The organism is Rhizobium sp. P40RR-XXII (genome assembly GCF_012641405.1).
In the GTDB taxonomy this organism is placed as follows: domain Bacteria; phylum Pseudomonadota; class Alphaproteobacteria; order Rhizobiales; family Rhizobiaceae; genus Rhizobium.
This window is the reverse complement of the sequence record NZ_JABAII010000004.1, coordinates 16,107-41,982: the sequence shown is the minus strand read 5'-3', so window position 1 is coordinate 41,982 and position 25,876 is coordinate 16,107. Positions and strand designations below refer to the sequence as shown.

The following is a 25,876-nucleotide window of genomic DNA, read 5'->3' as shown; positions in this document are numbered from 1 at the left end:
GGCGTCACTGCGCGGCCAGCTCCATCACCTTCACTTGAGTTGCTTCTGCGCGATCCAGGAATCCGGTGACCCGCCCCTCGTGCATCACCATGATGCGGTCGCTCATGCCAAGCACCTCGGGCATTTCCGACGAGATCATGACGACGGCGACGCCGCTGCGCGCCATTTCGGTAACCAGGCGATGGATTTCCGCCTTGGCGCCGACATCGATGCCGCGCGTCGGCTCATCCAGGATCAGGATGCGCGGGTTGGTGAGCAGCCATCGGCCGATCAGCGCCTTCTGCTGGTTACCGCCGGAGAGGTTTTCGATGCGCTCGTCGAGATTCGGCGTCTTGACTCGCAATTTCCTGGCCATCTCCTCGCACGCCTGCTCAACCGCGCCCTCCTGCACGAAGCCGCCGCGCACGAAATTGTCGTGCAACACGGCCACCTGCATATTTTCAAGCACGCTGAGGATGAGAAGACAGCCCGTGTCCTTGCGGTCCTCGGTCAGGAAGGCCATGCCATGGCGGATAGCCGCTGCCGGCGAGGAAATCTCGGCCTTTTTGCCGAAGAGCTCGATCGTACCCGACGAAGCGGGCGTCACGCCGAAGATCGTCTCGGCGACATTGGATCGGCCTGATCCCACAAGCCCGGCAACGCCGAGGATTTCGCCGGCCCTGACATCGAAGGACACATTGAAGAAGACGCCGTCGAGGCTCAGATCCTTGACCGAAAGGACGGTCTCGCCGATCGGCACCTCCTCCTTCGGAAACATCTGCGTGATCTCGCGGCCGACCATCATGCGGATGATGTCGTCGCGGGTCACATCTGTAGAGGCGTGCGTGCCGATATATTTGCCGTCGCGGAACACCGAAAACTCGTCGGCGATCTCGAACAGCTCGTTCATCTTGTGGGTAATGTAGACGATGCCGATACCCTGTTCACGCAGCCCTCGGATAATCTCGAACAGATGCGCCACCTCGCGCTCGGTCAAGGCCGAGGTCGGCTCGTCCATGATCAGCACGTCGGAATTATAGGACACCGCCTTGGCGATTTCGACCATCTGCCGGCTGGCGACGGAAAGCTCGCGCACCTGGATTTCAGGGTCGATAGAGATGTTCAGGCGCTGGAAAAGTTCCTCGGTCTTGCGGCTCATCTCCGCGTGGTCGACGAAGCCGAAGCGGTTCTTCGGCTCACGGCGGATCCAGATATTCTCAGCAACCGTCATGAAGGGCATCAGGTTCAGTTCCTGATGGATCATGGCAATGCCGTTTTCCAGCGCGTCGAGAGGCGACTTCAGTTGGATTTCGACGCCCTTGAGGCGCACCTCGCCCTGGTCGGGGATGTAGATGCCGGCAAGGATCTTCATCAGCGTCGACTTGCCCGCGCCGTTTTCGCCCATCAGCGCGTGGACCGTTCCGCGCTTCAGGCGGAAGGAAACGTCGTCGAGAGCGAGCACGCCGGGAAATTCCTTGCGGATGCCTTCCGCGCTCAGCAGATAGGCGGCATTGGGGACAGCGCCGCTGGCGCGCACCGCCGCCATGGTGGATGGGCTCACAACCATTTTTCCCTCCCGGGCAGATCGGATTTCAAGGGATGCGGGCCTCCGGCCCGCATCCGTCGATCATTGCGTCATCAGTTCTTCTTGACGAAGTCCTTGACGTTGGCCGGCGTGACGAGCTGGAAGGGGATGTAGACCTTCTTCTCGATCTTCTCGCCCTTGGCGAGCTTGAGCGCGGCGTCGACCGCACCCTTGCCCTGGCCGGCTGCATCCTGGAACACGGTGACCTTCAGGTCGCCGGCCTGCATGGCGGCAAGCGCGTCCTGCGTCGCATCGACGCCGGCAACGACGATCTTGTCCAGCGGCTTGCCCGCGGCCTTCAGTGCCTGGATGGCACCGATCGCCATTTCGTCGTTGTTGGAGATGACGGCATCGAATTCGATACCGCTGGAGAGCCAGTTCGTCATCAGGTCGGCGCCCTGAGTACGCTGCCAGTTGGCGGTCTGCTCCTGAACGATCTGAATGCCCTTGCACTCGTCGGTCGCGACCACATCATGAACGTCCTTGGTGCGCATGCGGGCGGCCTGGTTCGAGAGTTCGCCCATCATGATGACAGCCTTGCCCTTGCCGCCCAGCAATCGGCACACTTCCTTGGCTTCCAGTGTACCGGATTCTTGCTCGTTGGAGGCGACGAAGGCCTGCTTGTCCGGCAGGCTGTCGACGTTGGCCGGCTCGCGGTTGACGTAGATAAGCGGGATCTTCGCTTCAGCCGCCAGCTTGGAGATGGCGGCGGTCGCATCGGTATCGACCGGGTTTACGATGATGGCATCGACCTTACTGGCGATGAAGTTCTGGATCTGGCTCTGCTGCTTGGCGATATCGTTCTGAGCGTCTTCCACCTGCAGCGTCACGCCGCTCATGCCCTTTGCATAATCCTGCATGCCGTTACGCAGGACGGTCAGGAAGTTGTCGTCGAACAGCGCCATGGAAACGCCGATGGTTTCCGCATGGGCGGCGGTCGACAGCATAAGCGCCATCGCAGAGCCAAGGATAAATTTCTTCATGTTTTCCTCCCAGATACGGTGCCCGGCCACACCCCTCCTAATGCCGGAGCCCTCAGTCTCGACCGCAGGGCCTATCATCAATTCGGCCGTCACTCCCATGATGGCGATATTGAAAAACGGAACAAACAAACCGTAAAATTCTTTATGCGGAATATTCATTCCATTTTTCAATGCAAAGGTCAACACCAAATTCTGGTCGCGTTGCGGGAGCCCGCAAAGACGGGTTTTATCGCTGCCACCGCTGTTAAGAATCGAAGGCCGAACCTACATACGGGCGCCCGGAATGACGGAACGGCTATTCCATCGACACGGGAAGAGAATAGAATGCTGACGACCAACCGGCCGCAACGCGGCAAGCAATGGAGAACCCGCATGCCCTCGATGTACAGTTTCTCGGTCCCCATCTTTCAACGCGGCCTCCAAAACCTCTCCGTCTATCTCGACAAGATCGAGGCCCATGCCGCGGAAAAAGGCATTGCGGCGGAGGAGCTCGTTTCCGCCCGCCTCATTGACGATATGCTGCCGCTCTCTGGCCAATATCAGCGCGCATCCGATACCGCGAAGCTCGCCATTGCGCGTCTTGCCGGCATCGATGCACCGCGCTTCGGAGACAATGAGGCGACCGTCGCCGATCTGCGCGAACGCCTGAAGAAGACACAGGATTTCCTGGCGACGATCACGCCAGCGACGATGGAAGGCAGCGACACGCGGGAGGTGACGATCACACCCGGCGGCAACAAGATCGTCTTCAAGGGCGAGGATTATCTGGCGAAATTCGCGCTGCCGAACTTCTTCTTCCACGTCACGACGGCGCACGACATCCTGCGCAGCCGTGGGCTGGCAGTCGGCAAGAGTAACTATCTCGGCTCGTTCAGCTAAAGCAATACCAGGAAAAGCGCGCAGCGGTTTTCCGTCCGGAACTGCGTAAACGCAAGTGACAGAAACGACTCAGGGCCGGAGCGATACCGGCCCTTTTTCTGCCAGCTCCGTATAGGCAAGCGTCTGGTCCAGATGTCGGGCACGAAGGGAGAGAAGCTTTTCGGCATAGGCAAGCCTGATCGCCAAATAGGCGCCATCATCGGCGACATTGGACAGCTCCGCCGGATCCTTCGCACGATCGAAAAGCAGCGGCGGAAGACCGGCGCAATGGACGTATTTGAAGCGCTCGTCACGGATGACGGCCAGATTGCACGCATTGGACCGTAAGCCGAAATGCCGCTCGGGAATGCTATTGGCGATATCCCGGAAATCGAACTCCCAGAAGGCCGCATCGCGCCAGTTCCCCGGTTCGGAACCAGAGAGGAACGGCACAAGGCTTTCGCCGTCGACATGGTTTGCCGGCGCTATGCCGAGGCGATCGCACAGGCTCGGGAAAATATCCGCAGCACTGGTAAAATGCTCCACCTGCCGGCCATGCATGCCAGGCTTGGCGGGATCGCGAATGACGAGCGGAACATGATAACTGCCGTCGAAGTAGCCACCCTTGCCGAGCATCCAATGATCACCCATCATCTCGGCATGGTCCGAGGTGAAGATGATCAGCGTATCGTCCCACACCCCGGCATCCTTCAATGCCTGCCAGATGCGGCCGAGCTGCGCGTCGACTTCGGCGATCATGCCGTAATAGATGGCGCGGATCGCTGAAAAATCCTCGGACGCCCACTCGCTGACGGAGCCTTTGCCGCCATGCATGAACCCGCCTTTGTCGAGCAGCGGCAGGGCGAAGGCGAGCAGCGGATGCGATGCCATTTCCGCTTCGCGGTCGGCGGCGCGCGCGAAAGCCGGACCATCGTCGGCCGAGAACATGCGGTTATAGGGTTCCGGCACCGAGAAGGGCGGATGCGGCCGGAGGAAGGAAACATGCGCGAACCAGGGCTGATCCTGTTCGCCGAGCCAGCGGATGAACTCGCCCGCCAGAAAGGCTGTCTGCGTCTCTTCCTTGGAATAGGCGGGCGCGTTATTGGAAATCTCGCCGGGCTGGGCACCGACCGGAATATGAATATCGCGGCTGGCAGCATCGGCATGGCCGCGCGACCGCAGCCAGGATAGCCATTGCTTTTCATGCTCGGGCAGGAGCTGTCGCGCCGTGAAGCCCGGCAGCACGCCCTCATAGGTCGTCAGATGCGGATCGTTGGAGTCACGACCACGCGGATCCGGTGCCGTGTCGGTATAGCCGAACAGCGTCGGTTCGTAGCCGGCCCGGCGTGCGGCAAGCGCGACATTGTCGAAACGTGCGTCCAGCGGCGAGCCGTTGCGGCAAACGCGATGGTTCATCTGGTAAAGGCCGGTATAGAGCGTCGCACGTGCCGGCGAGCACGGTGCTGTTCCGGCATAATGTCGGCGGAACAGCACGCCTTCCTTCGCCAGCGCATCGACATTCGGCGTCTTTACACATTCATGCCCGACGGCGGAAAGGCAATCTCCCCGCCACTGGTCGGCCGAAATCAGCAGGACGTTCGGACGTCTACCCCCAACACTGGCGACAGAACGCCGTTCAGTGCTGGTTGGACTTGGCATGCCAGTTCCAGGCCGATTGGATGATCTCGGTCAGATCATATTGCGGCGACCAGCCGAGAATATCGCGGGCCTTGTCGTTATTAGCGACCAGCGTCGTCGAATCGCCCTCGCGGCGGCCGACATATTCGACCGGAAACGGCCGGTTGGACACCGTCTCAATGGTTCCGAGCAGTTCCTTCACCGTCGTTCCCGTGCCCGTGCCGAGATTGAGCGCAACGGAATCGCCGCCTTCAAGCAGATACTCCACGGCGCGCACATGGGCGTCGGCGAGATCGAGCACATGGATGTAGTCACGCACGCAGGTGCCGTCGCGCGTATCATAATCACTGCCGAATACCTTGAAGCCCTGGCGGCGGCCGAGGGCGGCGTCGATGGCAAGCGGGATCGCGTGGGTTTCCGGCGTATGCCACTCGCCGATGCGCCCCTCGAAATCGGCGCCGGCAGCATTGAAATAGCGCAGTATGACGGAACGCAGCCCCTTGTACTGGTCGTAATCGGCAAGCGCCTGCTCGACGATATATTTCGTGCGGCCATAGGGGTTGATCGGCACCTGCTGGTGGCTTTCGTCGAGCGGCACACTCTGCGGCAGGCCGTAGGTCGCGCAGGTCGAGGAGAAGACAAAAGCCTTCACGCCAGCCGCTTGTGCCGCCGAAAGCAAGGTCAGCGTGCCAATGACGTTGTTCTCATAGAAGGAAACAGGATCCTTGACCGACTCCCCGACCTCGATCAGCGCGGCAAAATGCAGGATAGCGGCAGGCTTGTGTTTGGCCAGCACCTCATCGAGACGGGCGCGATCGCGGATATCGCCTTCCTCGGCCGGACCCCATTTGACGAATTCGCGATGACCGTTGGAGAAATTGTCGTAGACGACGGGCTTGAACCCCTTATTCGCCAGATCCAGACATGTGTGCGAACCGATATATCCGGCTCCGCCGACCACAAGCACCGTTTCTCCTGCCATGATCATCCTTTCTTGAGTCACAAGGATTTGCCGCCTCAAACGCGACGGACCGGTTCGGTCCGAGGCGTACACTTAGAGAGCTGTAGCCGACTTGCAAGACGGGAGAAAGGAGCAAGATTGGTCGTATCGAGAACAGGTCAATGCGAAAAGCTAAGCCGGCTTCACCTCCGCCTTGCTGATATGCGTGAGAATTCCGGCAAGCGCCAGAACCGGCGGGATGAGAAAACAGGCCATGCCGACGAGCAGGAAAAGCGCTGCCGCCACGGCACAGCCGAGCGCAAAGCCGCCGACTGCAGCTCCCATGCGGGAAAGCCGCGCCTTCATCGCCGCCCTATCCTCCGGCTTGGCGCCACGCAGCAGATCGGCAATGTCGATCATGATCTGCGTCGTCGTGCCCGTCATCATGGTCGTGGGTGGTGTCGAACCGAGATGAATGCGATGTGCCGTCGTCTGGATGGCCATGGCGGCGACAAGGATCATGCCGGTCAGGATGGCCTGCCAGCCATCCCCATCGCCAAACGGACCGAAGCGCATGGCGAGGATCGCCGCAAGCGCGAGCAGCAGTAATTTCAGCGAGAGGATGATCTGCAACGTCGGCAGATTGCGCCGCGAGAGATCGCCGCCAATGAGACGGGCGAGGATGACGACGACGCAGAAGACCGGCAGCGCCAGAAGCTTGGCCAGCGCACCCGAGGTTCCGAGTGCCAGGGAAGCGCCGAGCGTGACGAAATTGCCCGTCACATGCGCCGTGAACAGGCCATGCAGGGCCAGAAACCCGGCGGTATCCACATAGCCGCCATTGATGCTCAGAAGGGTGGGCAGGCTCGGCTTCATCGCTTTCTCGCTCGCTTTTATCGTCTCCGATCTTATCGCGCCGAATAGCTGCCGTTGTCGAGATGGTTGCGTGGGGGGAAACGAAACATCACCGTGCAACGCCGATCGGACAGCGGCGGCATACTGCAGATCAAAGTTGCATCCACGTGCCCAACTGGTCGTCTGTCACAAAGACGGTAGGAGGCAGCGCTTCACGATTCCAGCAGTTTTCTCGCGTCTTGTGCACCTCCTCGTCCAAGACCGTCGGATAAGGGCCGCAGCAGGACTAGCGATTCAACTGGGTCGTCGTGGCTTGTTGAACACGTTGAATTTCGCAACCAACTGCGGCGCGGCCTCATAAACACTGTTCATGTGCGCCGAAATTTCACCCAACTTTGCGTTTCATCGTGACCCTGGCTGGATTCCAATATCGCAATTTCGTCAACGGCATCTTCGCGACAGAACGGATCAGCCTCAAATGCAAATCTGGGTCAAGGCATCGCGAAACTGGCAGACCTAAGCACGTTGCGGCATCTTCGTTGGTATCTTTGATTGAGAAATGGGCGGCGTTATACTAGATTTGCAAAATAGTATAACGGAGCTTCCGATGAACCGCCTCGACACAATGTATCAAACGATCCTAGCCGAACTTGGTCAACGGGTTTTCGATGCCAGCTTCGTTTCCGACTTCCCGGCCGACGGCCGTTTTGTCTCCGTCACGGTGAAGGATCGCAAATATTGGTATTTCGATCAACCCGACGGGCAGGGCGGCCAAACTCGCCGCTATGTCGGTCCTGCTGATGATGCCGCGATCACTGAAAGGGTTACGCAATTCAAGGCGCTAAAGAATGATTTCACGTCACGCCGCAAGCTCGTTCGGACGTTGATCCGTGAAGGTGGACTTCCTAGACCTGAGAATAGGGCCGGGGACATCATTGAAGTTCTCGCCAATGCGGGTTTCTTCCGGCTGCGTGGCGTCCTCATCGGCACAGTCGCGTATCAATGCTACTCCGGCCTCCTCGGTGTCCGTCTGCCTTCCGCTTCCATGGTGACGGGTGACGCTGATCTCGCGCAAGATTTTGCAATCTCCAACGAAGTGCAAGACAGCCTTCCCCCTATCCTCGATCTACTCCGATCGGTAGACGAGACATTCCAGCCGATCCCGCATGGTTCGGGCTCGCCGCGATCGTCGGCTTTCCGGACGCAAGATGGTTATCGCGTCGAATTTTTGACCGGGAATCGAGGATCAGACGATTATCTGGACAAGCCTGCCGAAATGCCCGCCCTTGGCGGTGCCTCGGCTGATCCGCTCCGGTTTCTCGATTTCCTGATCTACGAACCGGTGCGGACGGTCTTGCTGCATCAAGCCGGGGTGTCAGTCCTCATACCCGACCCGGCTCGGTATGCCATTCATAAGCTGATCATCGCCACGCGGCGGATTAAGACGGCCGATAGCTTTCTGAAGCAGCAGAAAGACCTCGATCAGGCGACAGCACTGATCGAGGTCATGGCGCAAGTGCGCCGATTCAACGATATGAAGGAAGCTCTTCAAGAGGCTTGGGCGAGAGGACCGGCTTGGCGAGAGGCGATCACCGAAGCGCTTTCCATGATCCCCAATGAAACGGCTAATCGGCTGATGAAAGTCATCGATGAAAATGACGAGGGATAGGGGAAAGGGCCGCTGCCGGCTCTGATGGGGACGGCCCCGACGGCATCTGTGTGCCAGAATGGAGACGTTGATCACCATTTAGAGGAGGCGTCGATGACAGAGGTTAGTATTATCGGACTGGATCCGGCGAAGAATGTGTTTCAGGTCCATTGCTCTGATAGAACTGGCAGCGCGCTTTTGCGCAAGAAACTTCGGCGTGATCAGCTGCTTGGATTTTTTGATCTAAACCGAAAGCGCGGCCCGTCCGTGGCCGTGGCCGGCACTAGGCTTCGATCCTGCCCGAACGAACAGCCGCTTTTGGGCGACAGCTGATGCGCCGGCGCGAAAGGTACCCTCTATTCCACTAGCGCCCGACGCTCCTCCAAAACCCGCATTCAGGTCTGTCGCCATCTCGCCACTACTCATTACCAGCCGAACAACCCGCATCTTCGTTTCTGTTGGACGACCAAAAGGCGGCTCCACGACACGGACCCGGGTATAGCCTGTCGTTTTCCCTTCAAATCTTTGGACGTTCTCAGCGGTCAATGCCACGGACACGGTTGATCGTTCGACTTTGGCGCTCAGCGATAATCTCTTCTGTCCTATCTATAGCGACGGCACGCTGGACTGCGCGCAATTGGCCAAGGATGGATTTGAAGACCGGTTGCTGAGACCTTGAGACCATATTGGCAACATCGGTCTCGTTGCGCAAAATTGCGCCCGGTCCGAAGCGAGCATCAAGTGCCTTGCTGACAAGAGAAAATTCGCGTCGGACATCTGGCGACAAAGACCGGACCAATCGTGCCAGCTCGCGCGGGTTCTTCTCAGCCTCAGACGTGATGTGCCGCAGCTCATTCTGGGCAATTCTCGTCAACCCTGGAATAGCTATTGCCATCCGTTGCCGCTCGATGACGACCGCCGATTTTTCGGTCTCAAAAGCGCTCAGGTAATATCGACCAAGAGAGTGAATGTCGGCACCAACAGCGTTAACCGCCTGCAGTGCTTTCCTGCGCTCCCGGCCACCAGCGAGCAGCCTGTCCATCGTTCTGCCGCTACCGCGCAAAGGGCCATAGGCCGTTGGCTCTGTGGCGACGGCACGCGCAATACGCTCAGGGTCGATCTGCTTGCGCACCAGATCTTCGATCATCGTCACGGCGGCCGCGGGATCGCGCCAGATCACAGACCCAGTCGCGGCGAGTACGGCTCTCATCTGTTTGTAATGCTCAGTCTCGGTCACGCGCATTCGCGCCTCCTCGTCGAGGCTTGCATTGAATTTCGTGACCGCTGGCAACATTGCAGGAGATGCGAGTTGGGCGAGACGCCCATCCTCCGCAATTGATCGGCCAAAGGATTTCCCAGCGGGCAATAGACTGGAAGCATCCGCGACCGAAGCGGGCAACGCGTCTTTGTGGTGTGTCGCGTGAACAGCAGTATTTCGCCCCGAAGTTTCGATTGCCATACCGAAGGACACGTTCGCCCGCTGCCAGAGCCGCGCTATATAATCCCGTTGTATGGCGAGCCAATTGGATAGACGCTCAACCCGCGCCTCGACGGCGTGACTATAATCCGCGATAGCGTCGATGCCGCGCCGCCGTGCGAAATCGAAAGCCACGGATCGATAAGACGGCTCATTCTCGAAATCGAGCGTCGTCGTCTTTTCGCCGGGGCGCGACAGCCTTTCAATCAGTTGCGCAAAGAGCGTCGGGGGGCGATGTTCGGCGGCAAGTTGATCCATCCGAGCCTCGGTCTTATCAATTGAGTATGCCGTCCAAATATTGCGGTCGACAACACGATCCTCAAGGTGCCTCGCGCCCCTTTCCTCATCAATAACAGGCACTTTCACGGTAACTTTTTCAGTCCCCTCCTTGCGCATGGTCACTTTATCCCCGACACCGACGCCAGCCGCCTCAATCGCCTTTGGCAGATTGACGCCCCAAAGGCGATGCGTGGTTCCATCGTTCGTTCTGACGTCAACATACGGAGAAGGATCAGCGTCGTCCCGCTTGCGAAACTTCGCAAGTCCGATTTCAACAAGCTCGCCGGTAATGCCAACGGCATGTTCGGCGCGTGCCGTCTTGCCCCATTCGAACCTGGGCTGAAAATCTTCCCTTGCCGCATAAAGATCGACACGCTCGCGATGACGCGTCATGGCAACATATGTCAGGTGTCGGTCCATCATGCCGGTTGCCAGCACGAAAGTGCGGTCGAAGGTCGATCCTTGGGTCTTGTGAATCGTTGCGGCGTAGCCATGGTCGACATTGCGATAAGTGTCTTCGGAGAACATGACATCCCGACCACTGTCCAACCGAACAAAAAGAAATGGTTCCCCTCCTCGACCCGCTGTCGATATGACCGTTCCAAACATGCCGTTCTTGACATGCTGAACGGTAAGGTGACGGGCTTTGGGTTCGACGAACCGCGCATTTTCCAGGAAGATGATCCGGTCTCCCTCGCTAAACTCACGCATGCCGCGCTCTGTGCGAAACGACCTACCCTCCCCAAGCGCATCCTGGTGCAACATGACCGCACGGACCGCGTCGTTGAGGCGTCTCACATCGCTATTGGTGTGGGCGAGAACCATCAACTCGTCGCCACGCAACTTACGACCTTCGACTTCAGCCTTTGCAATGGCATCAAGGCGAGCGCTGGCCCAATCGGAGACGATGCGCTGAACTGCATCATTGCGCGTGTCACTTTCGAGGAGATGGCCATGGGCGCTATAGGCCCTCAAGGCTTCCTCAACATTTCCACGGGCAAACAGACGGGACGCCTCTCGCGCCCATTCGTGTCTCTGGCGGCGAACGCCGACCAATTCGGCAAAGCCGATGCGCTCAACGATGGCACGGAAGGAAGCCCCCGCCTGGATCGGCTGAAGTTGCATCGCGTCGCCGACAAGAACCGCTTTCGCGCCGGCATCCTCGACGCGTTTGAGAAGACGCGCCATCTGTTCCGACGAAACCATGCCAGCTTCGTCTAGAACCAGCACGTCGCCCTTCTGAAGCAGGTCATAGTCGTTTTTCCAGGCAAGCTCCCAAGCGGCGGTCGTACGCGAACGGATCCCGGAACTACCAGTCAATGCCTCCGCCGCCTTGCCGGCGAGCGCTGCTCCGAGAACGCGCCTGCCGTCTCCTTCCCAGGCGAGACGTGCCACACTTAGCAATGTCGATTTGCCAGCGCCCGCAATACCGACGACTGCGGCAATGCCGCTATCGGCCGTGATATGTCGAACCGCATCGACCTGCTCAGGGTCGAGGCGAATGGCCTTGTCTGGCGCTGCCTCAATCTCACCTATCGCAGCATCAACTTGGGATGACGATACCGCGAAGCCACCTATGTTCGAGAGATTGAATGCTGACCGCGCCATGTGAAATTCGGTTCTGATCGTCGCGCGCGTCGTGAAGACTGCCGGAAGCTCGACCCCACCAGTTTCCGCACTGACCTGCTGCGGTCGCAGCATTACCAAATCATCCGACGCCATCAGTTTCGCGCGGATATTGGCAAAGACGATTGGATCATCAACGTGGCGGTGGAGCGCACGGGCGACCTCGGCCTCATCGAAAGTCGAGCGCTCGTTGCTGAGTTGCCTAAGCAATAGACCGGGGTCGGCAGCGAGACGATCCGCAGCCTCGTAGCGCTGCGCCAATGCTGCAGGGGCGGAGTAGACATCGGCACCTTTGCGTAGAAGCGCCGTGCGGGCAGGACCGAGATGGCGCTGCCCCATTCCCCGCAACCCCTGCTCCTCGTAGGAGCGGCCGTCTATGCGAATATCGTGACCGGCAAGCGCTAGGTGGTGCGTTACCGTTTCAGCCCAGGCAAGTTTCCACCCCTCCATCGTTTCCTTGTTGCCTGCCCACGGACGGTAAACAATTGCTCCTTTCGGCCTATCGGGGGTTTTGAGGCGCAGCGGCTCGCCCCGGTCGTCGACGACAGCGACGTGCTTTGGCCCAAATCCTTCCGCGGTCAGTGGACGCAGCGTGGTCATAACGTGGACGTGCGGATTGCCCTTCTTGTCGTGATAGACCCAGTCTGCCACCATTCCACGCGACAGCAGGTTCTCGCGAACGAAGTCGCGCACGAGAGCGATATTCTCCTTACTGCTGAGCTCGTTTGGAAGCGCAAGGATGATCTCGCGGGCTAACTGTGCATCACGCCGGTTCTCGAAACAATCGACAGCATTCCAGAGTGCTTCGCTGGCGCCGGCAACCGATCGTCCGTCGATTGCGGTTCGCAACCATGCCGGCGTATCCTCGGGCAGAGCAAGTTCCTCGTGGATGAGTTCGTCCGCCCTTGCGAAGTGGCGAAAGTTAGTCCCCACCTGCTCATCCATCATCTTGGTACGATGGCGATAGGCTGCGGCCGAGACAATGCTCTGTCCCGCTCCGCGGCTGATCAATTTCGCTCTCAAAAACATAATAGCCAAATTTGACTCTATCCTTTCTGGCACCTCGGCACCGCGGATGTCGAGATGTTCAGCTAGAAGTCCTCCGAAAAATCCCAGTTTTCCGGGGCGAATTCCACTTCCCTATATTATTTCCGCCGATTTGACTACTGCATTTAATGCAGTATAAAAGATACTAGCTGACTCGACCCTGATGAAAAGGAAGGACAGATATGCGCGCAAGAACCACGGTTTCCGAGATCGACACACAGATTGAGCTGCTGAGGGAGAAACGCAAGACCATGGTCGCCAAGGCCAATGAACGTTTCGCTAGCGCGGCGCGGAGGGCCGGTCTCGCCGAACTGGACATTTCCGACGCCGAGCTCAATGACGTTCTCGCCGAGATTACAGCGCGATTTCGCGACGGCGAAAAAACCACAACGGGCGAATCCGCTTAAGAGGCTAGATCAGCGGATTATGTTTCTCGAACGAAGGCGGCAGCGCGATATGACAAACGATCGTAAGCGCGAAACGCGCGAAAAGATGATCTTCGGCGGATTGATCATCAAGGCTGGCTTGAGAAAAGCCGATCGCGCATTCCTGCTCGGCGCCCTGATTGAGGCGAGCCGGATCCCGTCAGATACCGCACGCTACAGCCAGTTACACAAGATTGGGATGGAAGCGTTTCGAGCCGACGCACGCATGACCAATGCGGAAAGCAAGGATCTAGAATGACGGTACAGTGATGATCAGGCCCAATGCTTCCGAGAGCATTGCGCCTGCGGTCGTGATCGCAATGGATGGAACGGCGACAACGATCTTTTGCCTCGACGTGTCGCTCGGTTCGCACCTACCACGGCGGCCATGTCGGTTCCAGCTGCTGCATCACCAGATTTGCTATTTTGGAAGTGTTAAAGCCGATCCGGATCGGCTCGAAACGAAGCCGCCTGTGAAATCTTACTCTCCGCGCTCGGTTTCGAGAGCGGCAATCTCGTCGGAGATTTCCGCAATCCGCTGACGGAGGTCCGCTTCGGTACCGTCGTCCACCTCGCCTTCGCCGAAACAATAGCGCGCTATATGCAGCTCGAGCTTGGCTTCAAGCTCTTCGCGCTTGGTCCGTAGATTTTTAAGATAGCTGTTTCGCATTGCGAACTACGCTTTCCGAGAAAAGAAAATAAGTCTCACCCAAATAAATGGGATCGAAACCAGAAAGTTTCGATAGGCATCCTGCGCCAAAGCTGAGGCGCGACGCGCGACAAGACCGCATGCCCAGGCCATTGCAACGCAGCTGACCGATCATCACATTCATGCGACTCGCATCTGAAATGATCCTCAAGGCAAATATTAGGCGCTGACATTCGCTTCGGATTTGGGCTAATTCAGGCGGAAAGTTCGAGGTATGCTGTGTTGAACGAAAAAATTGCCGTCATTGGCCTCGGTTATGTGGGCCTACCAGTCGCAATCGCGCTCGCCGAAAAATTCCGCGATGTGGTCGGCTTCGACATCAAGGCTTCCCGCGTCGCCGCACTGAAGGCGGGCGAAGACGATACCCGGGAGGTTTCTTCCGAACGGCTGCGGTCGAGCGGGCTGCGCATCAGCAGCGATATCGAGGATCTCCGGGATCGCGATGTCTTCATCGTCGCCGTGCCTACACCGATCGACCGGAACCGGCAGCCTGATTTGCGGCCGATGATCTCCGCCTCGCGCACGGTCGGCAAGGTTTTACGCAAGGGTTCGATCGTCGTCTACGAATCCACCGTCTATCCCGGCGTTACAGAAGAGGTCTGCGGTCCGGAGCTAGCCGAAGTTTCCGGGCTGCGTCAGGGCGAGGATTTCCATGTTGGTTATTCGCCCGAGCGCATCAATCCCGGCGACACGGAGCACACCTTTGAGCGCATCGTCAAAGTCGTCGCAGGCGATGACATGGAAACGCTGGAAAGGATTGCCGCCATCTATGGTGCCGTGGTCGAGGCCGGCATCCATCGCGCCCCCAGCATCAAGGTGGCCGAAGCCGCCAAGGTAATCGAGAATACGCAACGCGACGTCAACATCGCGCTGATGAACGAGCTTTCGATCATTTTCGAGAAAATGGATATCCGCACGGCCGACGTGCTGAAGGCGGCGCGGACGAAATGGAATTTCCTGCCTTTCACTCCCGGCCTGGTCGGCGGCCATTGCATCGGCGTCGACCCCTATTATCTGACGGCTAAGGCCGAGGAACTCGGCTATCACCCCGAGGTCATTCTTTCCGGCCGCCGCATCAATGACGGCATGGGCGCCTTCATCGCCCAGAAGCTTATAAAGATGCTGGTTGCAGCGAAAAAGCCGATCAACGGCGCCCGCATCGGCATATTCGGCCTAACCTTCAAGGAAAACGTGCCCGACCTGCGCAACAGCCGCGTGCCGGACATTATAAGCGAACTACATCAGTTCGGTCTGGAGCCGCTGGTGCACGACCCGATGGCGAGCCATTCGGAAGCTGAGGAAGAATACGGCATAAAGCTCAGGGAGCTGACGGACTTCGGCAAGCTTGATGCCGTCGTGCTTGCCGTCCCCCACAAATCCTATCTGGCTGAGGGCGCCGCAGAGGTCCTCGATCTTTTGAACGAGAACGGTGTCGTTGTCGACGTGAAGGCAGCCCTCGATCGGAGTAATCCTCTATTGGAAGGTCATTCGGTCTGGAGTCTGTAAGCTGAAAGGCCAGCTCAACGCCCCTTCATCCCAGCACCGGCAACCGTTGCCGTCAGCCCTTCTTCAACCGAGTAAGGCGGCGACCAACCGGTGACCGCCCGCGTTTGGCTAATATCGACCTGAAGCGAGCCAAGCAACCGCTGCGCGGCGGCTCGTCGCCCCAAAAGCGCGGCAAGTCCCTCGAGCAGCGCAGGCGGCACCGGCAGCATCCAAGCCTTGCGCCCCGCGGCCAGAGACAGTTTGGCGATCAGCTGGCCGATCGAAAGATCTTCGCCGTCGCTGACCAGGAACACGCGGTTTCCGGCGGCAGAATGGTTGGCGCAGAGCAGCATGAAATCGACGAGATTGCCGACGTAAACGAGCGACCTGCGGTTTCGAACCGCCCCGAATGGCCAAGGAAACGGTCGGGCAGCCCATCTCATCAGGCTTGCGAAATTCGCCTTGACGCCGGGACCATAAACGAGCGGCGGCCGAATGATGACCACCTCCATGCCAGTTTCCGTTGATATCGCGAGCAAGGCCTCCTCCGCTTCAAGCTTCGAGCGGCCATAGGCATCTTCCGGATGCGGCGCGTCCGCAGCCCTGAAGGGCTCTCCCGCCGCCGTCCCCTCGCCGTTGACCTTGATCGAACTCAGGAAGATGAAGCGTTTCACACCTGCGGCCGCTGCCTGTCGCGCCAGGTTGAGTGTTGCATCGACATTGACGGCGCGAAATGCGGCCAGCGGGTCGGCGGCGCTCTCGTTCATGACGTGGACGCGGGCCACCAGATGCATGACGATATCGACGCCGGCAAGCGCTCCGGTCCAATCGGTATCGCCACTCACCGCCCCGATGGCGGCGAAGCCTGGGCGGGAGTTGCGACTGACCGGCCGATAATCCATCCGCCGGCGGGAAAGCTCCGCGCATAGCGCCTGTCCGACAAAACCCGTCGCACCCGTCACCAGGATCATCCGCGCACTGCCTCCGCTTTTCCGCACCATGATTAGCTGAAACATGCTTTGCACTGGATATCCGCTCTGAACAAGGGCGAGGAATCTTGCGGAGGATGGTTGTGCTTAAAATCGCGATATGAGATGCACAGGACAATGACGACCTTCATTACCCTCTGAACAAAGGGCGATGCAACGACAAGAGACGATGCTTTATACGATCGCCAAGCGCCTTTTCGATTTTCTCGCCGCTCTTGCCGCGGCAATCGTCTTTTTCATCCCGATCCTGATCGTTGCTCTCGCAGTGCGGCTGACCTCGCCAGGTCCGATCCTCTATTGGTCGGATCGGGTTGGCCGGAAAAACCGGATCTTCCGCATGCCGAAATTTCGCAGCATGCGCACCGATACGCCTGCCGTCGCGACCCATCTGCTGAAGAACCCCGACATTTATCTGACGCCCATCGGGTCTTTCCTGCGCAAATCCAGCCTCGACGAATTGCCGCAGCTTTGGTGCATCCTCAAGGGCGAGATGAGCATCGTCGGCCCGCGCCCTGCCCTTTTCAATCAGCACGACCTCATAACCCTGCGCACGGAGCGCGGCGTCGATGCCTTGCTGCCGGGCCTAACCGGCTGGGCGCAGGTCAACGGCCGCGACGAGCTGCCCATCCCCGAGAAGGTGGCGCTGGACGAAGACTATCTGCGTCGACGATCTTTTTTCTTCGACTTAAGGGTTATTTTCCTGACGGCCTTGAAAGTGGTCAAACGCGACGGAGTTGCGCATTAACAACCATTCGGCGAAATCGACAATATTGATGCAACGGCATGGGAAAATCGCCGTATTCCTGCCCATTTGCGACCATAGGGGCCGTCATGGGGGCGAGAAATGCCGGATGGTGAACCGATTCTGGATGAGGGCGGACGACATTGGATGACTCGCGCATGAACAAACCGCACGCTGACCTTGCAGCCGAACCCGTCGGGGTCACAAAGGCTGGAAGCAGCATGACGAAACCGGTCGCCATCATCGGAGGCATTCTCTGGCTGCTGGTCGCCTCGCCGACCGTGGTCGAGAGCGACACCTATCGCTACGCTTCCGCGCTCCTGTCTCTGATCGCCCTCTACTACTACATGAAGGCACCGATACGGCCGCGCACGGACTGGATCGGCTGGCTTTGCATGGGCTGGGCCTTCTATGTCATGGTCCGGTTCTTCATCACCTTCTGGCTGACGCCGCAGCACGATATCGGCGCCTCGGACTGGCTCTATGCCTTCCCTTTCTTCTTTCCCATCATGGGCGTCGCCTTCCTGCTTTATGAGGAGCTGATGGAGAAGATCGTCGCGGCCTATTTCGCGATGGTCCTCATCATGCTGGTCGCCACCCAGCATCTGCGCGAGGTCTTTGCCGGCGAAACCATCCGGCCGCTGATCATGAACAACCAGATTCACGGCGCCGTTGCCTGCGGCATGATCGTGATCTTCACCCTGTTCTGGCTGTTGCACTACCTGACGGACAAATCCAGTGACCGCCGGATCGCCCGCTTCGCCTATATCGTTTCGCCCTTCATCTTCGCGCTCTGTTTCATCGCCATCTACGGCGCCAAATCAAAAGGCGTGTGGCTGGCGCTCGGCATCACCCTGCCGCTGCTGGCGCTGATCACGCTGACCTACCTGCGCCTGAAGAGCGGCGTTATCATCATCATCGCTATCGCAGCCCTGTTGATCGCCGGTATCTATGGCGTCAGGCACAATCTCGACAAGACGGCTGGCCCGACCGTGGCGGCAGCCCTTTCCATGGTCGAAAATGTGGCCAACGGCCACGAGATGGGCGGCGTGATTTCAAGCGCCATCAGCTCCAGCAATACGCCGGTGTCGATGGACGAACGCCTGCAGCTCTGGTCGAACAGCTGGGAGGTCTTTTCCTCCGCACCGATCTTCGGTTGGGGCAACCGGTGGCTCGAACGCTGGGCGGAGACGCGCTACTCGCATGTCCAATACACGCTGCTGCACAACGGCTACCTGGAAATCCTGGTGCGCTACGGCTTGTTCGGTGCGGTAATCATGGGCTTCATGCTCGCCATCTTCATCCGCGCCGTTTGGCGCGCCCGCAAGGCAGGCATTATCCCGCGCGCCGCGTGGCACGCCTATATCGCCTGCCTCTTCTTCTTCTCGCTAACCCTGCTCAGCAACTCCAACAACCGCCTGGCGATCGGCGAAAGCCTGGCCTTCGCAAGCTCCGCCTTCGCCTGCTGGTGCCATATGCGGCTGAAGGGAGAGTATTTGGCGATGGCGAAGGTGGAAAGGAAAGAAGCGGCCGTGAGAGCGTGAGCATGATAGTTGCACGACTACTTCCGGTATCCGCCCATAGTGGTATCGCTCCGCCATTTAAGGGCGCTTAACCTAGCTCAGCTCCTATTTAAGCCAAGAGCCAATTGCTTAAATAACACTGCATCCTCGTAATTGGGCATGTCCGAATCAGCTTCTAACCTTCGGTTAGGCCGCTTCGTCGAGACGACTATAGCGGGCGAAATCGTGCACGCCTTCGTGCCACCCCCATTACCGCCTGAACCGTCGATCGACGTGCTGGCCCTACTGGAAAGGCTGAGCCTAGCCGAGCGGGCCTTTGGGCGCGCCATCCTCATTCGATAGGCCGATGTCGAAGGCGTCGCGAACCACCGCTTCCGCTGACTTTACCTCCTCGTCCGTCATCTTTTCGAATTCACGACTGCGCCGCTTCTTGGAAAGCGTACCCTCGTTCTGACGGATGAAATTGATGAGACTGGAGATCATCCCGTCCGGCATCTCAAGGAAATCCTGAATGCGTCCCTTCGCTTCATCGAAACGCGAGAGGTGATCGATCTCGTTTGGCAGGTCATGCCTGATCGTCTGAACGACGCAAGCATAGAGAAATTCCGTCAACTCCGTGTAATCTCCGAACCTGTAGAGATCGGTGGTGTCGTTGACAACACGCACGTTTTTCTCCGGTGTCGGCACCCATTCGATAAAGGGCAACAGCGGTCCGGTGTAACCGCGCAGGCGCGCGCCATACTCCTCCTGGCGTTCAAGAAGTACGGAAGAAATGGGAAAGATCATGCCGGCGGGCGTATATCCGCGCTCGGACAGAACATGGTGTATGAGGTACCGATGCAGGCGACCGTTTCCGTCTTCAAAGGGATGGACGAACACGAAGGCGAAGGCCATGACCGAGGCTTGAAGTACGGCATCGACCCCACTCTCCGCCATCCTGCTTCCTGCGGCTATGATCCCTCCGAGAAGATCGTTAATGTCTTCGTGCCGGGCTGAAACGAATTCGGGGAGAGGATCGTCGTTCCAGTCGCGATCGCCAATAAAGCCGCCGGCGTCTCGCAGGCCGCGCATAATGAACCGGTTCTCCTCGATGACAATGTGCTGGAGGCGCACGAGTTCGTCGACTGTGATCGGCCGCTTTCCCGCTTGGGCAACAGCCCTCATCCAACGCTCGAGGCGGCTTCGCGGCGGGCGTTCGCCTTCGATCTGGTAGGATGCCTGGCTATCCGACAGAAGCAGAAAGCTTGCCGCGCGCGTAACGATCCCCTTCCCGATCTTTCCGATGAGCTCTTTGGCTTCAGCATCCCAGCGGTGGGCGACCGTGTCGACGAGATATTCGGTGCGCCTTAATACGGGGCAGAATGCTGGTGTACCAAGGAGATTGTCTCGCACGCGGTGACGGGGCGAATTCACCGGGGACGATGTGAAGTAGCTCGCTGTGTCAAGCGCTTCAACATAGTTCGCCCGTTCCGCGTCCGGAATGTCAAGGCGTGTACCTGTCAGCCATTCATAGAAAAACCAGATCCGGCGCGTCGCGCTGCTCGTCGGTTCGGCTTCGATTAGCGCTGCGATCTCACTTGCCGGGACGATGTGAAATAGCTTTTTTAGGATCAACAGATCGATCGTCTCGTGCCTCAGTGCGAAAGACAGATGTCCAAGCAAGCTGTCCCCTGGAGCGAAGCGCTTGTCGAAGATCGTCCAATCTTCATGTGCTCTCCTCGAGCCATAGACGAAGCCCTTCGCGACGCACGAGGGGCGACGAACAGGGGCTGCAATCCCGTATTTCTGGATGAGAGCTGCATACCCAACGGGAACCGTATCCGTTGGCACGATACGCTCTTGGAAGACCGCCGGATTTGCGGGATTGGCTGTCATGCCGACTTCCTTCCTCATCGAAAAACAAGTTACATCATCGAAGGATGATTATTTTTGAGACATGATATCGAAAATCGCTTACATCGGAAATCAATTATCTTTATCGAAAAATGCTTGGATACGACCGATCATATCGAAAATTGATTAATTGTGGGCATATGCCTCATCGAAACCGCAAGTTTCGCATCGAAAATCGATTAGTGACATAGGTCGAGATAGAACTAATCATTTCTCCGCTCGATCACGGCTCAAAATAAATCTCGCTAACCCGAAACCGCCCATCAATCCGCTTGCACTGGACAATGATATCGATCGCGACCTTGAGCAAATTACGAATATCGCCACGCTCAAGGTCACGACCACCTTCCGACTCTTTTACGAGTAACGTCAGTTGCTCAAATGCCAGCGCCGCAGAATCGGCATGCACCGTTGTGATCGATCCGGGGTGTCCTGAATTGACATTCCGGATGTAGTAGAAGGCCGAACCGTCGCGCAGCTCCTGTAGAAGAATGCGATCGGGTCGCATCCTGAGGCACGATTCGAGTAAATCTTTCGCGCTGATTTTCGACAGCCCCTGCTCTCCTTTCGAATAGAAAAGCTTGACGTGATTGGGCTGCGAGATGACCAGCTCCGGCGTATCCTCGATCGAGATTATCCGCTCATGCTCTGGGATATGCCGGATCAATGCCTTCGACAGAGTTGTCTTGCCCGATCCCGTCGCGCCCGAGATGATGATGTTCTTGCGCGCAAGAACCGCCGCACGCAGAAACGTCGCGCAATTTCCTGCCTTAAGGATCTCGTCCAACTTCGTATTGGAGGATTCGACATGACGGTTTGGCGAGGAGACATCGGAAAACAATCCACCCTTTTCGAGATCATCCAACGTCAGCGTCACTAACGACGGCTTTCTGATCGTGACGCTGACCGTGCCCTTAGTCGTTGCCGGTGGAACAACGATCTGAATCCGCTCTTCATCGGGCAAAGAGGCCGACAAGACCGGCCGGACCTCATCGATTGCCTGGTTCGAATAGCTTGCAACGGCCCGGGCCAGACGCATCAGCTTCTCGAAACTAAGATCCGGCAGTGCATGATGCTGCCATCCCTCCGTTCCCTCAGTCAGCACTTCACCCGGGCGGTTGACGACGATCTCATAGAGCGACGTATCCTTCAGGAAGCGAGATAGTGGCAAAAGCAATTCACGCACGACACCAGCATCTGAAGCTTCCGCCATCTTCCGCCCTACTTCGTCACGAGCGTCGATCGAGGCCTGAAATCTCCCGACACCGCCCGATCGAGGATCCTGGTGCGGGGTTCGGTGACACGCAGACTATAGACGTCGGAAAATTCGAGATCGCGGGCTACAAAAATTGAGACGAGTTCGCCCTGATGCTTTGTCAATGTCGGCACAATATTGATGGATTGCTCGACGGCGATCGCTGCTGCCTGCTGGCCAGCGGTCGTCGTATTCTGCGCCTGAACGTCACTATCCTGCAGCCGGCTGCCGGCATAGGTCGTCGCGTCGCCAACGATGGAGAGCAGGATGGCGCTGCCGAAGCGCTCCCACCAATGCGTGTCGACATAGCCATCCATGCCCGCCCGCCCGAGTGCGTCAGTTGCGGGCGAGGCGAGTGTAATAATCACACCTCTTGGCGTTTTTGCCCGGTTCCAAAGCACGAACAGACGCTTCTGGCCCCGGTTCAAGCCGCCTCGATATTCTCCAACGATCTGAGTTCCTTTCTCCATCAGAACGACGCGGCCATTGTCCGAGAGCACATCGCGGTTGATGACGCAGCTGGCGAAGCCCGGCTGATCGGAGGCGAGCGCCGTCTCCAGCACACAGGGAATCGAAGTTCCCATCGCCACGATGAAGTCGCGATTGCCGAGCGTGCCGGCGCGTGATCCTTCCAGATGGGTCGGCGTCAACATCCTGTTGAAGCGCTGATCCTCCGTTTCAGGTTGGGCGCCACCAAGGCTGCCTTGAACAGGGAGATAATTGGAGCCAGGGTCTTGCGACATGGCGGCGGCTGTGTTGCGGCGTTGCGATGAGGACTGCTGTCCATTATAGGCCATTACCGGCGCACGGCGGGCAGAATCCAACAAAGTGTCCTCAGCAGGTGTGACCTGCTCCTTTGGCGCAGGCGTCGGTAGCAGCACCTCGGGAAGCGGTGCAGCCGGCTTTACCTCTTCCTTCGCCGGTTCGAAGTCAGCCGTCTGGCGAATAACGACATGGTCGGGCTTTGTCGTCTCAGTCTTTTGCCGGTCACGCATCGACCACAGCGAAAACCCAACAAAAGCGACCATCGCTAGAACCACGGCACCGCGCTTCAGGAATGGACTGGCCTCAGATCGCGGGTTGACATCCGTCTCGGCGCGCTCGCCTGGGATACGGTCTTCCGCCTCATCCGCCATGGGCTCCTCCTGTCGCAGCACTTGCCGCCTGCACTTTCATGACGCGCTCCACCGAAGGCGATGTCGTATTGGTGTTGGGATCGATGCCCATCGGATCGTAGGCCTCGTTGAAAATGCAGAGCACGTCTCCTCCCCGCCGCAGAATGAATTTGCGGCCGATCGCATGAACGAGCACGAGATCACCGGCGACCGACTTAGGTACCAGGCTCTCGGTGCCGTCGGAGTTTTCCATATAGATTGCCGGCATTTCCTGATTACCGGGGAAGGCGATAGTCGTGATCTTGCCGTTGTCATAAACAGCGTTCGGTTCCAACGCTTCTGATCCCTGTGCCGAATAATGCCAATTGCGCGGTCCATATTGCTCATGCAAAGCCAGCACAGTGTCGGCTTGTCCAGCTTGTGCTGCCTGGGTTTGCGCGAGCGCCTCCTGACGGCGGCGTTCCCTATCATCTGCCGGATAGCGAAATTTGACATAGAAGTAAGTGTCCTGGCCGGCAGCAACCGGACCGTCTCGAACCGTCAACTCCATCTGGTAACTGCGCGTCGAACCATCACGACGTGTCGTGACCACGGAGATGTTCGTGACCGGCTGGTTCTCTCGCGCCTTCAGGAAGAGGATATTGCCAGCGGGCGCCACTTCCCAGGCGACCGTGTTGCCAAGCGCCACATGCGCGATTTCCTCGTCGGCGGCAAACTCTACCTGGACGGAGGAACGCAACGAGCCCACGATCCTGGTGATATTGTAAGGCTGATAGTCGACGAAGCGGACCCGACTGTCCTGGGATGCGCCGCGCGGCGTTTCCAAGGCAAGGACTGCCGATGGCAAGCTAGCAGTCAGGAGCAGCGCGATCAAACAATGATGTTTCAGATATGTCAATTGATGGCCTCCGGATCGGATCGATAGTCGCTGACAGCGAAGCCGAGCGGATTTATCAGCCGATCGGTCGAGGACATTGGAGCATTCACATAGGAGAAGGTAAGCGTCGCCACCCAATGGGTCGTATGGGTCTCATCACCGCGGGTGATCGTACGCATATAGCGAATAGAGAGTACATTGGCGTTGATCAGCGAGATGGAAACAATGTTGATCCGCGATGTGGCGCCGCGGCCGTAGATATTTTGCGGCGAATCCGGATTACCACCGCGATAAATTGCGGCAAAGCGGGTCTGTTCCGGCGCCGTTGAGAGCAGCGAAACCGTGCGAAAATTCTCCTCCGCCTCGCTCCAGACGTAACCCTCGCGGGCACGAACATAGCGGGCGGCAAAATACTTGGTCACCGCTTCGTCGTAGGTGCCAGCAGTCGATGTGAGTGCCGAAACGACATCGACTATACCGGTGGAATTGTCGACTCTCACGACAAAAGGCTCAACCGTCTTTAGCGGTGTCAAGCCTGCGATGGCGACAATCGAAATCGCCGCAAGAACGCTAGCCCCGGTGGCCACGAACCAGGCAATCCGAGCCGAACGTTCCATGTGAATCATGCGGTCCTGATCGAAGCGCCGGGCCCTATCGAAATAATCCTTGAGACTGTCCGTCGTCACCATCACCGCTACCCTCCGCATGGGCGGTAGGAATCGCCGACATCAAAATGCGCGAAGGCGGCGGGAACGATGTCCGGCTTTTCCTCGACATAGGCAGGTGGCTTGCCACCGGACTGTGCCGGAGAAGAGTGAGGAGGTTGGGGCGTGGACCGGCTATCGCCGTCCCATTGCCACATGGCGCGATTGAGCGGCCGGCGCGAATAGCCGTCGCATTTGGGCAGGGGATAGGAATGTGACGCGCAGCCGCCGAGCGTTGATACCACGCAAAAAAGCACGAATATTCGGATCATCGTGAACCAGCCATCTTGTTGTTTGCTTGAAGTTCCACATCAGTCGGTTCTTTCGGAACGAAAGCTGCGGCCAACGGCACGTGCACCCCGGCCAGTCGCTCGCGCCATGTAGGTAGCACCTCGAGCAAGCGTGCCTTCATGCGCGTCGCGTGCCGCGCCGTAGCCGTAAGTGAGCGACGCTCCGCCAGCGGCCAGTGCCGAGGCAATGCCTGGAAGCTGGTAAAAGACGTAGAGGGCGGCAAGGCAAATGGCGCCGAGCGCAACGGGTCGCATGAGTACGTCGCTGTAGCTCTCGATCATTGTGAAGGTGGAATCGATGCAGGTGATGAGTAGAGAGCCAACCGCCACGACCAGCACCTGCAGGATCACGAAGTTGGCGAGTTGCCCGATCCAGGCTTCGGTAAAGCGGCGTGTCGAGCGGAACATGGCGAGCGCTACGAAAATCGGTCCGATCGCCAGCACGATCGCAAGCGCCAGGCGGGCATAGAGCGAGACGATATAACCGATCGCGGCAACCACGAAGCTTGCCAAGATGACCAGCATGCCGCCGAGACCGGTAACGATGTCGACTCCCCATGAGGCGCGCGACCAAATCTCGCGCGCGCATTTCTGCCCTTTATCCAACAGGCTGTCGAAGGTCGAGGCGCTTGGTATCGTGCCGGAGTTCAACGCCTGTGAGATTTCCTTAGGCAATGTGTCGAAGAAGATATTGCCGATATAAGTCTGGTACTCGCCAGCGTTCGTGACCAGCATCAGGATGATGGCAAGCTTTATTGCCCGAAAGGCGAAATCCATGATCGGTTCGTGGACTGATCCGCGCAGGATCAGAAAGCCATAGAGGATGACATAAAGTGTCAATGCCGCCGTCAATGGCCCGGTGACCCAGCTGGCAATATTCGACGTACCTGACGATATGAAATTCTCCAGCGGCGCCTTGAACTGCCCGTCGACGAAGGCAAAGATCTGATACAT

22 protein-coding genes and 1 pseudogene are annotated in these 25,876 nt (G+C 58.3%); 8 read left to right on the top strand and 15 right to left on the bottom strand.

The features are described from left to right. Positions 1 to 4 precede the first annotated feature (4 nt). A complete protein-coding gene (locus HGP16_RS09105) occupies positions 5 to 1,546 on the bottom strand; it encodes a sugar ABC transporter ATP-binding protein (protein ID WP_168839697.1) in 1,542 nt (513 codons plus the stop codon). A 71-nt stretch (positions 1,547 to 1,617) separates the two neighbouring features. Next, positions 1,618 to 2,547, bottom strand: coding sequence for a sugar ABC transporter substrate-binding protein (locus HGP16_RS09100; protein ID WP_168839696.1), 930 nt, complete (start codon positions 2,545 to 2,547; stop codon positions 1,618 to 1,620). A 372-nt stretch (positions 2,548 to 2,919) separates the two neighbouring features. On the opposite strand from HGP16_RS09100, the gene HGP16_RS09095 reads away from it, so the two are divergent. After that, positions 2,920 to 3,426 (top strand): DUF1993 family protein, encoded by a 507-nt coding sequence (locus HGP16_RS09095; protein ID WP_168840067.1) that lies wholly within the window; start codon positions 2,920 to 2,922, stop codon positions 3,424 to 3,426. Between the two features lie 69 nt (positions 3,427 to 3,495). Here HGP16_RS09095 and HGP16_RS09090 read toward each other — a convergent pair whose 3' ends face one another. From HGP16_RS09090 to HGP16_RS09080, 3 genes are all read right to left on the bottom strand, one after another. Beyond that, positions 3,496 to 5,064 carry an alkaline phosphatase family protein gene (locus HGP16_RS09090; RefSeq protein ID WP_168839695.1) on the bottom strand — a complete coding sequence of 523 codons (1,569 nt, stop codon included), beginning with the start codon at positions 5,062 to 5,064 and terminating at the stop codon, positions 3,496 to 3,498. After that, the gene (gene galE / locus HGP16_RS09085; protein WP_168839694.1) at positions 5,042 to 6,025 is read right to left on the bottom strand and encodes a UDP-glucose 4-epimerase GalE; all 984 of its coding nucleotides are present in this window, start codon (positions 6,023 to 6,025) and stop codon (positions 5,042 to 5,044) included. Before galE ends, HGP16_RS09090 begins: the two co-directional genes overlap by 23 nt. Before the next feature lie 150 nt (positions 6,026 to 6,175). Further along, the gene (locus HGP16_RS09080; RefSeq protein WP_168839693.1) at positions 6,176 to 6,859 is read right to left on the bottom strand and encodes a YoaK family protein; all 684 of its coding nucleotides are present in this window, start codon (positions 6,857 to 6,859) and stop codon (positions 6,176 to 6,178) included. 586 nt (positions 6,860 to 7,445) lie between these two features. Between HGP16_RS09080 and HGP16_RS09075 the strand changes: the two genes are divergently transcribed. After that, a complete protein-coding gene (locus tag HGP16_RS09075; protein ID WP_168839692.1) occupies positions 7,446 to 8,507 on the top strand; it encodes a GSU2403 family nucleotidyltransferase fold protein in 1,062 nt (353 codons plus the stop codon). A 514-nt stretch (positions 8,508 to 9,021) separates the two neighbouring features. On the opposite strand, the gene traA is transcribed toward HGP16_RS09075, so the two are convergent. Further along, complete coding sequence (gene traA, locus HGP16_RS09070; protein ID WP_168839691.1) at positions 9,022 to 12,906, bottom strand: Ti-type conjugative transfer relaxase TraA; 3,885 nt, start codon at positions 12,904 to 12,906, stop codon at positions 9,022 to 9,024. Between the two features lie 191 nt (positions 12,907 to 13,097). Between traA and HGP16_RS09065 the strand changes: the two genes are divergently transcribed. After that, positions 13,098 to 13,322 carry a TraC family protein gene (locus HGP16_RS09065; protein ID WP_168839690.1) on the top strand — a complete coding sequence of 75 codons (225 nt, stop codon included), beginning with the start codon at positions 13,098 to 13,100 and terminating at the stop codon, positions 13,320 to 13,322. Positions 13,323 to 13,371: 49 nt separating this feature from the next. After that, positions 13,372 to 13,599 (top strand): conjugal transfer protein TraD, encoded by a 228-nt coding sequence (locus tag HGP16_RS09060; RefSeq protein ID WP_168840066.1) that lies wholly within the window; start codon positions 13,372 to 13,374, stop codon positions 13,597 to 13,599. Between the two features lie 222 nt (positions 13,600 to 13,821). Here HGP16_RS09060 and HGP16_RS09055 read toward each other — a convergent pair whose 3' ends face one another. Next, entirely contained in the window at positions 13,822 to 14,010 is a 189-nt protein-coding gene (locus HGP16_RS09055; protein WP_168839689.1) for a hypothetical protein, read from the bottom strand. Positions 14,011 to 14,268: 258 nt separating this feature from the next. On the opposite strand from HGP16_RS09055, the gene HGP16_RS09050 reads away from it, so the two are divergent. Further along, the gene (locus tag HGP16_RS09050; RefSeq protein ID WP_168839688.1) at positions 14,269 to 15,555 is read left to right on the top strand and encodes a nucleotide sugar dehydrogenase; all 1,287 of its coding nucleotides are present in this window, start codon (positions 14,269 to 14,271) and stop codon (positions 15,553 to 15,555) included. 14 nt (positions 15,556 to 15,569) lie between these two features. On the opposite strand, the gene HGP16_RS09045 is transcribed toward HGP16_RS09050, so the two are convergent. Further along, the gene (locus HGP16_RS09045) at positions 15,570 to 16,505 is read right to left on the bottom strand and encodes an SDR family oxidoreductase (RefSeq protein WP_168839687.1); all 936 of its coding nucleotides are present in this window, start codon (positions 16,503 to 16,505) and stop codon (positions 15,570 to 15,572) included. A gap of 187 nt (positions 16,506 to 16,692) precedes the next feature. Between HGP16_RS09045 and HGP16_RS09040 the strand changes: the two genes are divergently transcribed. The 3 genes and pseudogenes from HGP16_RS09040 to HGP16_RS33925 all read left to right on the top strand — a co-directional run. After that, positions 16,693 to 17,268 (top strand): sugar transferase, encoded by a 576-nt coding sequence (locus HGP16_RS09040; RefSeq protein WP_168839686.1) that lies wholly within the window; start codon positions 16,693 to 16,695, stop codon positions 17,266 to 17,268. Positions 17,269 to 17,423: 155 nt separating this feature from the next. Then, positions 17,424 to 18,809 carry an O-antigen ligase gene (locus HGP16_RS09035; RefSeq protein ID WP_168839685.1) on the top strand — a complete coding sequence of 462 codons (1,386 nt, stop codon included), beginning with the start codon at positions 17,424 to 17,426 and terminating at the stop codon, positions 18,807 to 18,809. Positions 18,810 to 18,947: 138 nt separating this feature from the next. Further along, a pseudogene (locus HGP16_RS33925) lies at positions 18,948 to 19,112 on the top strand (Fic family protein); the annotation flags it as partial. Here the strand turns inward: HGP16_RS33925 and HGP16_RS09025 are convergent. The 7 genes from HGP16_RS09025 to HGP16_RS08995 form a co-directional block, all read right to left on the bottom strand. Next, positions 19,089 to 20,663, bottom strand: coding sequence for a Fic family protein (locus tag HGP16_RS09025; protein ID WP_168839684.1), 1,575 nt, complete (start codon positions 20,661 to 20,663; stop codon positions 19,089 to 19,091). The pseudogene HGP16_RS33925 and the gene HGP16_RS09025 sit on opposite strands and share 24 nt — an antisense overlap. Before the next feature lie 241 nt (positions 20,664 to 20,904). Then, entirely contained in the window at positions 20,905 to 21,894 is a 990-nt protein-coding gene (gene virB11 / locus HGP16_RS09020) for a P-type DNA transfer ATPase VirB11 (RefSeq protein WP_168839683.1), read from the bottom strand. Positions 21,895 to 21,902: 8 nt separating this feature from the next. Beyond that, on the bottom strand, positions 21,903 to 23,072 hold the full coding sequence (gene virB10 / locus HGP16_RS09015; RefSeq protein WP_168839682.1) for a type IV secretion system protein VirB10: 1,170 nt from the start codon (positions 23,070 to 23,072) through the stop codon (positions 21,903 to 21,905). Next, entirely contained in the window at positions 23,062 to 23,940 is an 879-nt protein-coding gene (gene virB9, locus HGP16_RS09010; RefSeq protein ID WP_205927490.1) for a P-type conjugative transfer protein VirB9, read from the bottom strand. The genes virB10 and virB9 overlap by 11 nt, the downstream gene beginning before the upstream one ends. Positions 23,941 to 23,945: 5 nt before the next feature. After that, positions 23,946 to 24,617 (bottom strand): virB8 family protein, encoded by a 672-nt coding sequence (locus tag HGP16_RS09005; RefSeq protein ID WP_168840065.1) that lies wholly within the window; start codon positions 24,615 to 24,617, stop codon positions 23,946 to 23,948. 5 nt (positions 24,618 to 24,622) lie between these two features. Further along, the gene (locus tag HGP16_RS33920; RefSeq protein WP_168839680.1) at positions 24,623 to 24,904 is read right to left on the bottom strand and encodes a hypothetical protein; all 282 of its coding nucleotides are present in this window, start codon (positions 24,902 to 24,904) and stop codon (positions 24,623 to 24,625) included. A gap of 39 nt (positions 24,905 to 24,943) precedes the next feature. Further along, positions 24,944 to 25,876 (bottom strand): type IV secretion system protein, encoded by a 933-nt coding sequence (locus tag HGP16_RS08995; RefSeq protein ID WP_168839679.1) that lies wholly within the window; start codon positions 25,874 to 25,876, stop codon positions 24,944 to 24,946.

What these genes read in the sequence shown, in the direction of transcription:
- HGP16_RS09105 (WP_168839697.1), bottom strand. Translation starts at nt 1,546, where the DNA reads ATGGTTGTGAGCCCATCCACCATGGCGGCGGTGCGCGCCAGCGGCGCT.
- HGP16_RS09100 (WP_168839696.1), bottom strand. Translation starts at nt 2,547, where the DNA reads ATGAAGAAATTTATCCTTGGCTCTGCGATGGCGCTTATGCTGTCGACC.
- HGP16_RS09095 (WP_168840067.1), top strand. Translation starts at nt 2,920, where the DNA reads ATGCCCTCGATGTACAGTTTCTCGGTCCCCATCTTTCAACGCGGCCTC.
- HGP16_RS09090 (WP_168839695.1), bottom strand. Translation starts at nt 5,064, where the DNA reads ATGCCAAGTCCAACCAGCACTGAACGGCGTTCTGTCGCCAGTGTTGGG.
- galE (WP_168839694.1), bottom strand. Translation starts at nt 6,025, where the DNA reads ATGGCAGGAGAAACGGTGCTTGTGGTCGGCGGAGCCGGATATATCGGT.
- HGP16_RS09080 (WP_168839693.1), bottom strand. Translation starts at nt 6,859, where the DNA reads ATGAAGCCGAGCCTGCCCACCCTTCTGAGCATCAATGGCGGCTATGTG.
- HGP16_RS09075 (WP_168839692.1), top strand. Translation starts at nt 7,446, where the DNA reads ATGAACCGCCTCGACACAATGTATCAAACGATCCTAGCCGAACTTGGT.
- HGP16_RS09065 (WP_168839690.1), top strand. Translation starts at nt 13,098, where the DNA reads ATGCGCGCAAGAACCACGGTTTCCGAGATCGACACACAGATTGAGCTG.
- HGP16_RS09060 (WP_168840066.1), top strand. Translation starts at nt 13,372, where the DNA reads ATGACAAACGATCGTAAGCGCGAAACGCGCGAAAAGATGATCTTCGGC.
- HGP16_RS09055 (WP_168839689.1), bottom strand. Translation starts at nt 14,010, where the DNA reads ATGCGAAACAGCTATCTTAAAAATCTACGGACCAAGCGCGAAGAGCTT.
- HGP16_RS09045 (WP_168839687.1), bottom strand. Translation starts at nt 16,505, where the DNA reads ATGATCCTGGTGACGGGTGCGACGGGTTTTGTCGGACAGGCGCTATGC.
- HGP16_RS09040 (WP_168839686.1), top strand. Translation starts at nt 16,693, where the DNA reads ATGCTTTATACGATCGCCAAGCGCCTTTTCGATTTTCTCGCCGCTCTT.
- HGP16_RS09035 (WP_168839685.1), top strand. Translation starts at nt 17,424, where the DNA reads ATGAACAAACCGCACGCTGACCTTGCAGCCGAACCCGTCGGGGTCACA.
- HGP16_RS09025 (WP_168839684.1), bottom strand. Translation starts at nt 20,663, where the DNA reads ATGACAGCCAATCCCGCAAATCCGGCGGTCTTCCAAGAGCGTATCGTG.
- virB11 (WP_168839683.1), bottom strand. Translation starts at nt 21,894, where the DNA reads ATGGCGGAAGCTTCAGATGCTGGTGTCGTGCGTGAATTGCTTTTGCCA.
- virB10 (WP_168839682.1), bottom strand. Translation starts at nt 23,072, where the DNA reads ATGGCGGATGAGGCGGAAGACCGTATCCCAGGCGAGCGCGCCGAGACG.
- HGP16_RS09005 (WP_168840065.1), bottom strand. Translation starts at nt 24,617, where the DNA reads ATGGTGACGACGGACAGTCTCAAGGATTATTTCGATAGGGCCCGGCGC.
- HGP16_RS33920 (WP_168839680.1), bottom strand. Translation starts at nt 24,904, where the DNA reads ATGATCCGAATATTCGTGCTTTTTTGCGTGGTATCAACGCTCGGCGGC.
- HGP16_RS08995 (WP_168839679.1), bottom strand. Translation starts at nt 25,876, where the DNA reads ATGTATCAGATCTTTGCCTTCGTCGACGGGCAGTTCAAGGCGCCGCTG.